11 protein-coding genes are annotated in these 12,467 nt (G+C 61.7%); 6 read left to right on the forward strand and 5 right to left on the reverse strand.

From position 1 onward, the window contains the following. Positions 1–208: 208 nt before the first annotated feature. Positions 209–1,048: a cache domain-containing protein gene (locus ACLD1Y_RS06690; protein WP_429476540.1), complete on the forward strand. Its 840-nt coding sequence runs from the start codon at positions 209–211 to the stop codon at positions 1,046–1,048. A gap of 145 nt (positions 1,049–1,193) precedes the next feature. Here ACLD1Y_RS06690 and ACLD1Y_RS06695 read toward each other — a convergent pair whose 3' ends face one another. Then, positions 1,194–2,648 (reverse strand): MDR family MFS transporter, encoded by a 1,455-nt coding sequence (locus ACLD1Y_RS06695; protein ID WP_429476580.1) that lies wholly within the window; start codon positions 2,646–2,648, stop codon positions 1,194–1,196. 129 nt (positions 2,649–2,777) lie between these two features. Beyond that, entirely contained in the window at positions 2,778–3,971 is a 1,194-nt protein-coding gene (gene pobA / locus ACLD1Y_RS06700) for a 4-hydroxybenzoate 3-monooxygenase (RefSeq protein WP_429476542.1), read from the reverse strand. A 180-nt stretch (positions 3,972–4,151) separates the two neighbouring features. On the opposite strand from pobA, the gene ACLD1Y_RS06705 reads away from it, so the two are divergent. Next, on the forward strand, positions 4,152–5,030 hold the full coding sequence (locus tag ACLD1Y_RS06705) for a helix-turn-helix domain-containing protein (RefSeq protein ID WP_429476544.1): 879 nt from the start codon (positions 4,152–4,154) through the stop codon (positions 5,028–5,030). Positions 5,031–5,163: 133 nt separating this feature from the next. On the opposite strand, the gene ACLD1Y_RS06710 is transcribed toward ACLD1Y_RS06705, so the two are convergent. Both ACLD1Y_RS06710 and ACLD1Y_RS06715 read right to left on the reverse strand, forming a co-directional pair. After that, entirely contained in the window at positions 5,164–5,343 is a 180-nt protein-coding gene (locus ACLD1Y_RS06710; RefSeq protein WP_429476546.1) for a hypothetical protein, read from the reverse strand. Between the two features lie 100 nt (positions 5,344–5,443). Further along, positions 5,444–6,349: a LysR family transcriptional regulator gene (locus ACLD1Y_RS06715; RefSeq protein WP_429476549.1), complete on the reverse strand. Its 906-nt coding sequence runs from the start codon at positions 6,347–6,349 to the stop codon at positions 5,444–5,446. 105 nt (positions 6,350–6,454) lie between these two features. Between ACLD1Y_RS06715 and ACLD1Y_RS06720 the strand changes: the two genes are divergently transcribed. Together ACLD1Y_RS06720 and ACLD1Y_RS06725 are read left to right on the forward strand one after the other, a co-directional pair. After that, positions 6,455–7,321, forward strand: a complete 867-nt coding sequence (locus tag ACLD1Y_RS06720; protein ID WP_429476551.1) for an MBL fold metallo-hydrolase — start codon at positions 6,455–6,457, stop codon at positions 7,319–7,321. A 32-nt stretch (positions 7,322–7,353) separates the two neighbouring features. After that, on the forward strand, positions 7,354–7,968 hold the full coding sequence (locus tag ACLD1Y_RS06725) for an NAD(P)-dependent oxidoreductase (protein ID WP_429476553.1): 615 nt from the start codon (positions 7,354–7,356) through the stop codon (positions 7,966–7,968). Between the two features lie 245 nt (positions 7,969–8,213). Here ACLD1Y_RS06725 and ACLD1Y_RS06730 read toward each other — a convergent pair whose 3' ends face one another. Further along, the gene (locus tag ACLD1Y_RS06730) at positions 8,214–9,077 is read right to left on the reverse strand and encodes a LysR substrate-binding domain-containing protein (protein WP_429476556.1); all 864 of its coding nucleotides are present in this window, start codon (positions 9,075–9,077) and stop codon (positions 8,214–8,216) included. A 111-nt stretch (positions 9,078–9,188) separates the two neighbouring features. Between ACLD1Y_RS06730 and ACLD1Y_RS06735 the strand changes: the two genes are divergently transcribed. Further along, the gene (locus ACLD1Y_RS06735) at positions 9,189–10,814 is read left to right on the forward strand and encodes a 5-guanidino-2-oxopentanoate decarboxylase (protein ID WP_429476559.1); all 1,626 of its coding nucleotides are present in this window, start codon (positions 9,189–9,191) and stop codon (positions 10,812–10,814) included. Then, positions 10,811–12,253 carry an aldehyde dehydrogenase family protein gene (locus tag ACLD1Y_RS06740; protein WP_429476561.1) on the forward strand — a complete coding sequence of 481 codons (1,443 nt, stop codon included), beginning with the start codon at positions 10,811–10,813 and terminating at the stop codon, positions 12,251–12,253. The genes ACLD1Y_RS06735 and ACLD1Y_RS06740 overlap by 4 nt, the downstream gene beginning before the upstream one ends. The last annotated feature ends 214 nt before the right edge of the window (positions 12,254–12,467 follow it).

Here is a 12,467-nt window from a genome sequence, read left to right on the forward strand (position 1 = left end):
AGTGCCCAGAAGGCCAGCTCGGGGAGCGTATCGGAGGAGCCGTCCATGCCGTCGTCACTGTGAAGTAGATACACAGCAGCGTCACACGCCTGGATAGGTGGATAAATTCAGGCTTCGCGGAGTTTGGTTGCAGCATGACTAAACATTCAGCGGGTTGAACCGCAGGCGTCTACGCTCTGCTCACACCAATAAAAACGAGGAACGGTCCATGAAGGGAATGCTCCGAATCACTTGGCTGCTGCTGTTGTGTTTCAGCCAGGTGCACGCGGCCACCACACCGGAACAGGACGCGGCAGCGGCCAAGGCGCTGCTGGAAAAAGCCTTGGCCTACTACCAAAGCAACGGCGACAAGGCCTTCGCCGCGTTCAGCCGCCAAGGGGAGTTTGTCGACCATGATCGCTATGTGTTCGTGGTCGATACCCAGGGCGTGCTGCTGGCCAGTGGCGGGCCTTCCTCTGCGTTGATCGGTCGCGATGTCAGTGAAGTGCTGGGGCCGGACTTGCGCCAGTCGTTCAAGGACGCACTCAAGGCACCGGAGGGCCAGGGCATCCAGCAGGCCGACTACCGCTGGCAGAACTGGAACGACGGCAAGGTCGAGCGCAAGCATGTGTTTTATCAGCGCGTCGGTGAACGCATCCTGGCGGTGGGTTACTACCTGCCCCGGGCTACCCCGGAACAGGCCAGGGCCCTGCGTAATAAAGCGGCAGATGCGCTGCTCAAGGATGAAGCGGGCACCCTCAAGGCGATCAACTCATTGCAGGGTGGTTTCCTGCAGGATGACCTGTATGTGTTTGTGGTGGACCTCGACACCCAGCGCTACGTGGCTCACGGCACCAACCTGCGGCTGATCAACACCGACTTCGGCAAGATCAAGGACCCGGACGGCAAGCCGGTGGGCGAGCCGATTCTCAAGCTGATGGCGGAGCAGGACCAGGGGGAATACAAATACCGCTGGAAGAACCCGGTGACGGACAAGGTTGAGAACAAACATGCGTACGTGCGCAAGGTGGGGCACTACATGGTTGCGGTGGGGTATTACAGCCCCTGAAGCTGGACGCGAACAAAAATGTGAGAGCGGGCTGGTGTGGGAGCGGGCTTGCTCGCGAATGCGGTCTATCAGTTAAAGCTTAGCTGACTGACACACCGCTTTCGCGAGCAAGCCCGCTCCCACATTTGGATCTCCATTTTGGCTGTTACTTCGCTTTGTCCTCCCGCCCGCGCAACACCCGGTTGGGCATCGCAATTGCCGCCGCCAACCCCAGCAACGACACCGCCGCGCTCACCAGCAGCAAATGCCGAAACGTCACCGCCAACTCTGCGCGCAATGCATCCTGCGCCGGGCCCGGAGCGGCGTTGAGCCCATCGAGCAACACGTTGCCCGAACCGCCCTCGCTCACCAGCGCGCCGCTGGCCAAATGCGCGAAACTCGAATCCTGCAACAGCGCCAGCAGCAATGCCGACATACACGCCACCCCCACCGCCCCACCAAGGGAACGGAACAGGTTGGTGGTGCTGGTGGCCACGCCAATGTCCCGTTGCTCCACCGAATTCTGCGTGCCCACCAGCGAGGTGGGGAACTGCAGCCCACAGGCAATCCCGCACAACAGCATGAACAGCGCGGTTTGCCCCACCGCCTGGGGCGCACTGAACGCCATGCCGAGGATTGCCAAGGGGCTCAGCACTGCGCCACTGAGGATCATCGGTTTATAGCGCCCGGTCACCGAGGTCATGCGCCCGGCAAAATAAGCGCCCATGGGCAAGCCCATCGCCAACGGCAGCAAGTGCAAGGCGGCACTGTCGGCACCCGAGCCGGTCACGGTCTGAAAGCGCAGCGGCATCAACACCGTCAGGGAAATCGCCTGGAAACTGGTGAAGAAAATCGTGCACCAACACAGCACCGCACTGCGGATGGCGAACAGGTGCATCGGCAGCAACGGCTCCCGCGCACGGCGCTCGTGCCACACGAACACGCTCAATGCCACCAGTGCACACGCCAGCAACCCCAGTACTTGCGGGCCGCGCCAGGCGTGGCCCTGGCCGATTTCGGTGATGCCCAGCAGCAAGGCGGTCAGGCCGATGATCATTAACACGGTGCCCAGGTAATCGATGATCGGCTTGCGCTGCGGCACCGGCAGCCCCACCAGGGTGCGGTGGGCCACATACCAGGCGCCAGCACCCAGCGGCAGGTTGATCAGGAACACCCAGCGCCACGACAGGTACTCAGTCATATAACCGCCAAGCACCGGCCCGGCCACGCTGGCCACCGCGTACATGCCGCTGAAATAGCCCTGGTAACGCCCACGCTCGCGGGGCGGGATGATGTCGCCGATGATCGCCTGGCTAACCGAGATCATCCCCCCCGCACCGATGCCCTGCAGCACCCTCGCCAGCACCAGTTGCTCCATGCTTTGGGCCATGCCACAGAACAGCGAGGCCACGGTGAACAGGCCCATGCCGATCAGCATCATCGGCCGACGCCCGTACAGATCGCCGAGCTTGCCGTAGATCGGCACCGCCACCGTCATCGCGACCATATAACCGGAAATCACCCAGGCCAGCAGGTTGACGTCATGGAACTGGGCGGAGATGGCGGGCATCGACACAGCGACAATGGTCTGGTCCAGGGCGCCGAGAAAAATCGCCAGCATCAGCGCAACAAGGATGCTGCGCACAGCGGGGACCGGTGGAGCGGAGTGTTCGAACTGAGTCACGATAAAACCTTCGAGCGGAGCCCGCAGGTGCAGATGGCCTGCGGGAATGCTCGATACGATAGCAGGCTATTCAATAGCTTCGTAAGGAAGTCCTACGTAATTTTCGGCGATGGTCCTACGGCCAGCGTCGGAGTGGACAAAGTATTCCAGCTCACTCTCGGCGATGCGCTGGCTAAAACCATCCGCCTCCGGAAACCGGTGCAGCATCGAGGTCATCCACCAGGAAAACCGTTCAGCCTTCCACACACGACGCAGGCAAATCGCCGAGTATTTCTCCAGCAAGTCCACCCGCCCTTCGCCGTACACCTTGAGCAGGATGCGATACAAGGTACTCACATCACTGGCGGCCAGGTTCAAGCCCTTGGCGCCGGTGGGCGGCACGATGTGCGCCGCATCTCCCAGCAAAAACAGGCGCCCGTACTGCATCGGTTCCACCACGAAACTGCGCAGCGGCGCGATGCTTTTTTCAATGGAGGGGCCGGTCACCAAACGTTCGGCCAGCGCGCTGGGCAGGCGGGTTTTCAGTTCGCCCCAAAAGCGCTCATCCGACCATTCATCCAAAGGCTCTTCCACCGGCACTTGCAGGTAGTAGCGGCTGCGGGTCGGGGAGCGCATGCTGCACAGGGCAAAACCGCGAGGGTGTTTGGCGTACACCAGTTCCGGGTGCACGGGCGGGGTGTCGGCAAGGATTCCCAGCCAACCAAAGGGGTAGACCCGTTCGAAGATTTTCAGCGCGTCGGCCGGGATCGACTGGCGCGCAACGCCGTGGAAACCATCACAACCGGCGATGTAGTCGCACTCCAGGCGAAAGGCCTGGCCCTGGTGCTCGAAGCTAAGCCAGGGTCGATCACTTTTTAGATCGTGGGGCTGCACGTTACTCACTTCATACAGAGTGGTAGCACCGGCAGCGGCACGGGCGGCCATCAGGTCGCGGGTGACTTCGGTCTGGCCATAGATCATCACCGATTGGCCACCGGTCAACGTCTTGAGGTCGATATGGGTGAGCTGGCCGTTCAACGCCAACTCAAAGCCGTCATGCACCAACCCTTCGGTGTCCATGCGTTGGCTGACGCCGGCCTGGCGCAGCAAGTCCACCATGCCTTGCTCCAACACCCCGGCACGGATGCGGCCTTGCACGTAATCGGCGCTCTGGCGCTCTAGGATAAGGGTCTGGATTCCGGCGTTGTGCAGCAGTTGGCCGAGCAACAGCCCCGAGGGGCCGGCGCCGATAATGGCGACTTGGGTTTTGAGGGTTTTCATTATTTTTATCGCCTGCAAATTCCATCCGAACGGATGAAGTGAAACCGTTGTCATTGGTCTTGTTGCTGACATTTTTCACTTGAGTGGCCGGCATAAGAAGGTGAAAACTGAGACAAAGCCTGCGCTTTTTGCCAATCGGGGCGATTACCGCACCACTCTCCTGGGTATCGGATTGAAACCATGACCAAAACCGCGATTCCGGTCTTCAAGCTCTACGGGGAAGACCAGCAATGGCCCACCCCCGATTTGTTGCACTGCGAAACCATTTCCCGGCGCAGTCGGGAATACCAGTGGGAAATCCAGCCCCACCGGCACGCGGATTTGTGCCAGTTGCTGTACGTGCACAAGGGTCAGGCGCAATTGGAAATCGAAGGCCAACGCACCACCCTCAATGAGGCGACATTGCAGGTACTGCCACCGTTGTGCGTGCACGGTTTCAAGTTTTCCGAAGACGTTGAAGGCTACGTGGTGACGTTATCGGCACCGCTGGTGAGCCATTTGCAGGCGCAGCTGGGGGCAACGGTCGACGGTTTGCAGGCATTGGGCAATTACCCGGCGGGCAAGGACAGCCATTACCTCAACAATCAGTTCGCCCGCCTGCAGGATGAATACGCCGATGACCAACCGGCCCGGGACATGATGATGCACGCCCTGGTCAGCGTGTTGCTGGTGTGGATCAGCCGCCAGGCCATCCAGCGCCGCCACCCGCGAGCGCCTCGTGGCCGCGAGTATTTCCGGCGTTTCACTCAATTGGTTGAACAGCACTACCGCGAACACCCAAAGATTGAGGACTTGGCCCACAAGCTGGGTATCTCGGTCTCACACCTGAATGGGACTTGTCGGGAGTTGGGCGGGCAGCCCGCGTTGCAGATCATGCATGACCGCCAGTTGCTGGAAGCCAAGCGCTTGCTGACCTACACCAGTATGACCATCAACGAGATGTCCGAGGTGCTGGGGTTTTCCGACCCGACCAACTTCTCACGGCTGTTTCGCCGACGGGTCGGGTTTTCACCCAAGGCGTTTCGTGAGCAACTCAAGGCTGATGCGCCACACAACTAACGGCGCAAGCGGGTTAGTGTGGGAGCGGGCTTGCTCGCGAATGCGGCGGTTCAGTCAACTCATACGGTGACTGACACACCACATTCGCGAGCAAGCCCGCTCCCACATTTGGTTCTTCATAACTCCAGTTTCTTTAGCGCAACGCGCTGAAACTGCCGGTACGCGGAACACATTGGTCCTGATGACAACTGATCGCAAACGCCACCGGCTGCATGCGTGTTTGCTCAACCCGGTAGGCTGCCGTGCCATACAGCGCAGTGGCCAAGGCGCACAGGAAGAAAATCATCAGGTACTTTCTGATTTTTAGAGTCATGGCACAGACCTCAGCACGGATCTAAACAGTGCTGTTTAAAGCATAGGTCAGCCGGGGCGAGTTGCCATTATTGGACGCCATTCAACCGCTTGATATCGGCTTACAGGCCGACGTCCCACGCCGGTAGCTCCGGAAACCGCAGCACCAGGAAATCCAGCAGGCTGCGCAGCGCCGAGGGCATGTGCTTGCGCGAGGCGTACACCGCGTAGATGTTCATCTGCCGGGGCTCGGCCTCGGGTAGCAGGCGGACCAGTTCGCCACGGCGGATGTAGTCGCCCGCCTGGTAACTGGGCAGCATTCCTACGCCGGCACCCGCCAGGGTCACGCGCAACAAGGTACTGGCTTCGTTGGCCGTGATATTGCCGTGCACCGGCACCGACACCGGCTCGCCGCCCACCTCGAAATGCCACAGGCTCTTACCGTAGTAGGAATGGGTGAGGCAGTTATGCCGTGCCAGGTCTTGCACCTGTTTGGGCCGTGGGTGTTCGAGCAGATACGCCGGAGACGCGCACACCACTGAGCGGCACAGCGTGAGGCGGCGAGCGATCAGGTTGGGGTCCAGGTCGCTGCTGGTGCGGATGGCCAGGTCGATGCGCTCGTCCACCAGGTTCACCGTGCGGTCGAGCATTTGCAGGTCGACCGTCACCAGCGGATAGCGTTTGACGTACTCGGCGATGGCTTCGGCCAATTGCGCCTGGCCGAATGAGGTGCTGACGCTCAAGCGCAGCAGACCACGGGGTGCTTCATCCGGCTCGCTGACGGCGGCCTGCATGTCGCTGCCAAGCTCCAGCATTTGTCGGCACCGGGGCAGGGTTTCGCTACCGGCCGCCGTCAGGCTGAGCTTGCGTGTGGTGCGGTGCAGCAGGCGCGCACCCACCCAGTCTTCCAGCTCGGCCAGGTAGCGCGACACCACCGGGCGCGACAGGTCCAGGTGATCGGCAGCGGCCGACTGGCTGCCCAAGTCCACCACCGTGACAAACACGCGCATTGCTTGAAGACGATCCATGATCTGCCCGCTTTTAGAAACAAACTATGTCCCAGCATGGCATTTTTAGTTGTGTTTCGTGCAACTAAGCTCTGTGCATCCCTTAACGATGGCAGGAGCTGCCCCATGTTCTCGACTTTCAAGCGCTTGACCCTGGCGACCGCCGCCCTGGCCTTCGCCGCCCACGCGGCGGCGGCCGACCTGACTCTCGACGTCTACAACCCTGGCGAAGCAGCGATCTTCCCGGTCACCTCGGTGTTGGTCAGCGGTGCCAAGGACGCGATCCTGGTGGACGCGCAGTTCGGCAAAGGCCAAGCCGAACAATTGGTGCAAAAAATCCGCGCCAGCGGCAAGCACCTGACCACCATCTACATCAGCCATGGCGACCCGGACTACTACTTCGGCCTGGACACCCTGACCGCGGCGTTCCCCGACGCCAAGGTGCTGGCGCCGCAGCCGGTGGTCGACCACATCAAGGCCACGGTGGCCGGCAAACTGGAATTCTGGGGCCCGAAAATGGGCGCCGACAAGCCCGCCAAAACCATCGTGCCAGCCGTGCTCGACGGCCACAGCCTGAGCCTTGAAGGCCAGCAACTGGAAGTGATCGGCCTCGAAGGCCCGCAGCCGGATCGCAGTTTTGTGTGGATTCCTTCGATCAAGGCCGTGATCGGTGGCGTGGTCGTCGCCGAAAACATCCACCTGTGGATGGCCGACACCCAGAGTGCCCAGTCTCATAAAGACTGGCTGGCTACACTGCAACGCATCCAACAGTTGAAACCGCGCACGGTGATTCCAGGTCACTACCTGGGCACGCCAACCCTGGCATCAGTGGCGTTCACGGCCGATTACATCAAGGCCTTTGACGCCGAGACCGCCAAGGCCAAGGACTCTACCGCCCTGATCGCGGCGATGAAAAAGCGTTACCCCACCCTTGCCGACGAAAGTTCGCTTGAACTGAGCGCCAAAGTCGCCAAGGGCGAAATGAAGTGGTGAATGGCTTAAACCCTAACTAACTGGAGAACGTCATGAGCAAGATTGCAATCATTGGTGCCACCGGCCGTGCCGGTAGCCAACTGCTGGAAGAAGCGCTGCGCCGTGGGCATAGCGTGGTGGCTATTGCGCGTAATACCGACAAGATCGCCGCGCGCCCTGGGGTCACGGTCAAGCAAGCCGACGCGCTGGACGCCCAAGCCCTGCAACAGGCCATCAGCGGCAGCGATGTGGTGATCAGCGCCGCACACTTCGCCACCCTGCCCGCCAGCGCCGTGATCGGCCCGGTGAAGAAGGCCGGTGTAAAACGTTTGTTGGTGGTGGGCGGCGCGGGTTCATTGTTGCTTCCAGACGGTACTCGCGTGATCGACAGCGAGGGTTTCCCAGAGGAATACAAAGCCGAAGCCAGTGCGGGCGCTGAGTTTCTTGAAGCGCTGCGTCAAGAAAAGGAGCTGGATTGGACGTTCCTGTCGCCGTCGGCGGAGTTTGTAGAGACCGAACGCACCGGTAAATTCCGCTTGGGTAAAGATGAGTTGCTGGTGAGCAGTGAAGGTCGTAGCTGGATCAGCTTTGCCGACTACGCCATCGCCTTGATCGATGAAGTCGAATCGCCCAAGCACTCCCGCCAGCGTTTTACCGTGGGTTACTGATACCACGCTGTAAAAATGTGGGAGGGGGCTTGCTCCCGATTGCAGTGTGCCAGTCAATACATCTGTAACTGATCCACTGCTATCGGGAGCAAGCCCCCTCCCACATTTTGATCCACAGTGTCAGGGCTGTTGTGCCTGGCTCACGAGCCAATTCATCAGAGCCTCAAGCTCTTGCGACGGCTGCGTCCCCGGCGGATACACCAGGTAATACCCCATCCCCGTCGGCACCCGCAGTTCAAACGGCATCACCAANGGCTCACGAGCCAATTCATCAGAGCCTCAAGCTCTTGCGACGGCTGCGTCCCCGGCGGATACACCAGGTAATACCCCATCCCCGTCGGCACCCGCAGTTCAAACGGCATCACCAAGCGCCCCGCCTTCAAATCCTCGCCAATCAATGCACTGTCGCCAATCGCCACGCCTGACCCCTGGGACGCCACTGTCATGGCCAAGTCCAGGGTTTCGAAATGATGCCCCTGGGCCAGATTACTCAGCCGCGTATTCGCCGCTTTGAGCCACAACGCCCAATCCCGCTCGTCCCGCGTGGGGTGCAGCAGCACCTGTTGCTGTAAGTCTGCCGGGCGGCCTAACCCGCCGAGCAACGCCGGTGCGCACACCGGTGTCAGTTGCTCATCAAACAAATGCCGCGCCTGGGCTGACTGCTCGGCGATGGGCGCATAGATCACCGCCGCATCGAATTGCTCACGCCGAAAGTCCACGGTGTAGGCCACGGTGGTGGTGAGTTCCACCGGCACATCCGGACGCTCCTTTTGCCATTGCATCAAGCGCGGCAGCAGCCAGCGCATCACGCAGGTGGAGGCCTTGAGTTGCAGGGTCTGGCGGCGGCGGCCGATCTGTTCCACGGCGTCGCCGATCAGGCCAAATACCTGCTGCGCCCGCAGTGACCATTCGCGGCCTTCTTCGGTCAGGCTCAAGCCCCGCGCCTGGCGCTGGAACAGGGCGTAGCCCAAGTGGTTTTCCAGCCCGGCAACCTGGCGGCTCACCGCGCCTTGGGTGATGTGCAATTGCTCAGCGGCGCGGGTGAAGTTGCAGCACTGGGCGGTGACCCAAAAGGTGTGCAACGCAGGCAGGGGCGGGAGGCGTTTCATCGGGGCACAGCCATGACGTGAGGACATAGCTAGTATGACTTTTTATCGATTGTTGCCGCTAGCGGCCAGCCGGTCCAATACCGCCTTGAATCCATAACAAGAGCGACCTCAATGGCGACCTGCGGCGAAGTATTGGTCAACCTCCTCGAAGGCTACGGTGTGGACCAGGTGTTCGGCATCCCCGGCGTGCATACCGTGGAGCTGTATCGCGGCCTGGCCCGCTCCGGCATCCGTCACGTCACCCCGCGCCACGAACAGGGCGCCGGTTTCATGGCCGACGGCTATGCGCGCACCCGCGGCAAGCCCGGCGTGTGCTTCATCATCACTGGCCCCGGCATGACCAATATCACCACGGCCATGGGCCAGGCCTACGCCGACTCGATCCCGATGCTGGTGATTTCCAGCGTGCAGTCGCGCAGCCAATTGGGCGGCGGGCGCGGCAAGTTGCATGAGCTGCCGAACCAGGGCGCGATGATGGCGGGCGTGGCGGCGTTCTCCCATACCTTGATGTCAGCCGCAGAGTTGCCCGGTGTACTGGCGCGGGCATTTGCGTTGTTCCAGGCCGGGCGGCCGCGCCCGGTGCATATCGAGATCCCCTTGGATGTGCTGGTGGAAAACGCCGACGCCCTGTTGGGTAGCAAGCCGGTGAGCGTAGCCCGCGCCGGGGCGGCGCCGCAGGCGGTGAAGCAGATGAGCCAGTTGCTGGCAGCGGCCAAGCGGCCGTTGATCCTGGCGGGTGGCGGTGCCATCGATGCAGCACCCGAGCTGACCCGCCTGGCCGAAACCCTCGGCGCGCCGGTGGCGCTGACCATCAACGCCAAAGGCATGTTGCCCGGCGCCCACCCGCTGCTGATCGGCTCGACCCAAAGCCTGGTCGCCACCCGCGCTCTGGTAGCCGAAGCCGACGTGGTATTGGCCATCGGCACCGAGCTGGCAGAGACCGACTATGACATCACCTTTGCCGGCGGTTTCGAGATTCCAGGCGCCTTGCTGCGCATCGATATCGACCCCGACCAGACCGTGCGCAACTACCCGCCGCACGTGGCGTTGGTAGCCGATGCACAAATTGCCGCCAAAGCGCTCTTGGCCGAGTTGAACAATACGGAATTAGCTGCTCGCGATGGCAGCTGGGGCACCCAGCGTGTCGCCCGCTTGTGGGCCGAATTAAACCCCGCATGGGACGCCGCCACCCGCGCGCAAACCCAGTTTCTCAACACCGTGTTGCAGGCGCTGCCCGGCGCCGTGCTGGTAGGCGATTCCACCCAGCCGGTGTACAGCGGCAATCTCACTCTGAACCCCGACCATCCGCGCCGCTGGTTCAACTCCTCCACCGGCTACGGCACCTTGGGCTACGCCTTGCCGGCGGCCATCGGCGCCTGGCTGGGGCGTGGCGATGGGCAACCGGTGGTGTGCCTGATCGGTGACGGCGGCCTGCAATTCACCCTGCCGGAACTGGCCAGCGCCGTGGAGGCGCGCACGCCGATCATCGTGCTGTTGTGGAATAACCAGGGGTACGAAGAGATCAAGAAGTACATGGTCAACCGCGCTATCGAACCGGTTGGCGTGGACATCTACACCCCCAACTTTATCGGCGTGGCCAAGGCACTGGGCTGCGCCGCCGAAAGCATCCAGGGCATCGAGCACTTGCGCAGCGCCTTGCGCGCCGCCGCAGATCGCCAGGGACCGACACTGATTGAAATTGACCAGGCACTTTGGATGAAGGAGGTAGCGGTATGAGCGCGGTGTTGAACGGTGTGTATATCGACGGAAGTTGGCGTGAAGGCCAGGCCGTGCTGGACGTGATCAACCCTGCCAGCGAGGCGACGTTGGCCCAGGTCAGCGTGGGCGATGCGTTGGCAGTGAGACTGGCAGTGGATGCCGCCAGCGCGGCGTTTATCGACTGGTCGAAAAGCACCGGGCGTGATCGCGCCGCACTGTTGCGCAGGATCGCCCAAGGTGTGAGCGCGCAGCGCGAACCGCTGATGCAGGTGCAGTCGAGCAACAACGGCAAGCCGCTGTTTGAAGCGGGTATCGATGTGGACGACGTGATCGCCACGTTCGAGTATTACGCCGCTGTCGCCGAAGCGCTGGACGCCGGGCAGGACCGCCCGGTGGCACTGCCCAGCGCGAATTTCAGCGCCCGCCTGCGCCGCGAACCGTGCGGCGTGGTAGGCCTGATCGTGCCGTGGAATTTCCCGATGGTGACCACCGCCTGGAAACTCGCCCCGGCCTTGGCCGCCGGTTGTTGCGTGGTACTCAAGCCCTCAGAAGTCACGCCGTTGGCCGAGCTGAAATTGGCGCAGATCATTGCCGACGCGGGCGTGCCGGCGGGGGTTTTCAACCTCGTCTGCGGGACTGGCCTGGCCGTGGGTGCGCCGCTGGCGGCGGACCCACGTGTGGCCAAAATTTCCTTCACCGGCAGTAACGCGGTCGGCGTGCAGGTGATGCAACGCGCCGCCGAAACCATCAAGGGCGTAAGCCTGGAGTTGGGTGGTAAGTCGTCGTTGCTGGTCATGGCCGATGCCGACCTCGACCTGGCGGTTGAACTGGCGTGCGGCGGTGGTTTTTTCAACGCCGGGCAGATGTGTTCCGCCACCAGTCGCGTGTTGGTGGCCGACAGCCTGGCGGATGAATTCCTGCTTCGTTTACAGGCGCGGGCTGAATGCATTCGCGTTGCCGATCCGTTTGCCGACGATGTGGAAATGGGCGCGCTGATCAACCGGGCGCAGTACCAAAAGGTGCTGGGGCATATCCAGCGTGGCATCGAAGACGGTGCGCGGTTGCTGTGCGGGGGTGAACGCCCAGTGGATCTGCCGAACGGTTTTTTCATTCGTCCGACAGTATTTACCGATGTGCCATTGGACAGCGCGTTGTGGAACGAAGAGATCTTTGGCCCGGTGCTGTGTGTAAGGCGCTTTGCCACTGAGAGTGAGGCAGTGGCCTTGGCCAACAGCAGTGATTTTGGCCTGGTGGCCAGTGTGGTCAGTGCCAATGCCGAAACGGCCGAGCGGGTGGCCAACGCGTTGCAGGCCGGGATGGTGTGGATCAATGCGCCGCAGGTGATCTTCCCGCAGACGGCGTGGGGCGGTTACAAGCAGAGCAGTATTGGTCGTGAACTGGGGCCTTGGGGGTTGGCGGCGTTTCAGGAGATCAAGCATGTGATTAGGTCCCTCTGACACCGAGAATCCCCAGGTGAAATGGTGACCACTGTGGGAGCTGGCTTGCCTGCGATAGCTGTGTGTTGGGCGCTGGAGCTTTTTGGTCGGAGTACATATCCGTTATTTGGGTGATGGCTGATATGGGTTCCGCCCTTACGGCGGGTCACTTTGGAAAAGCCCCAAAGTAACCAAAGGGCTCTTGCCCCACCACTCGGTGCCTCGCCTAGGCTCG

Origin of the sequence: Pseudomonas sp. 18175 (assembly GCF_050432925.1) — a bacterium.
Lineage (GTDB): Bacteria > Pseudomonadota > Gammaproteobacteria > Pseudomonadales > Pseudomonadaceae > Aquipseudomonas.

Coding starts and splice junctions, on each gene's coding strand:
- ACLD1Y_RS06735 (WP_429476559.1), top strand. CDS start 9,189: ATGGCGACCTGCGGCGAAGTATTGGTCAACCTCCTCGAAGGCTACGGT.
- ACLD1Y_RS06690 (WP_429476540.1), top strand. CDS start 209: ATGAAGGGAATGCTCCGAATCACTTGGCTGCTGCTGTTGTGTTTCAGC.
- ACLD1Y_RS06740 (WP_429476561.1), top strand. CDS start 10,811: ATGAGCGCGGTGTTGAACGGTGTGTATATCGACGGAAGTTGGCGTGAA.
- ACLD1Y_RS06695 (WP_429476580.1), bottom strand. CDS start 2,648: ATGCTGGCGATTTTTCTCGGCGCCCTGGACCAGACCATTGTCGCTGTG.
- ACLD1Y_RS06720 (WP_429476551.1), top strand. CDS start 6,455: ATGTTCTCGACTTTCAAGCGCTTGACCCTGGCGACCGCCGCCCTGGCC.
- pobA (WP_429476542.1), bottom strand. CDS start 3,971: ATGAAAACCCTCAAAACCCAAGTCGCCATTATCGGCGCCGGCCCCTCG.
- ACLD1Y_RS06710 (WP_429476546.1), bottom strand. CDS start 5,343: ATGACTCTAAAAATCAGAAAGTACCTGATGATTTTCTTCCTGTGCGCC.
- ACLD1Y_RS06715 (WP_429476549.1), bottom strand. CDS start 6,349: ATGGATCGTCTTCAAGCAATGCGCGTGTTTGTCACGGTGGTGGACTTG.
- ACLD1Y_RS06725 (WP_429476553.1), top strand. CDS start 7,354: ATGAGCAAGATTGCAATCATTGGTGCCACCGGCCGTGCCGGTAGCCAA.
- ACLD1Y_RS06705 (WP_429476544.1), top strand. CDS start 4,152: ATGACCAAAACCGCGATTCCGGTCTTCAAGCTCTACGGGGAAGACCAG.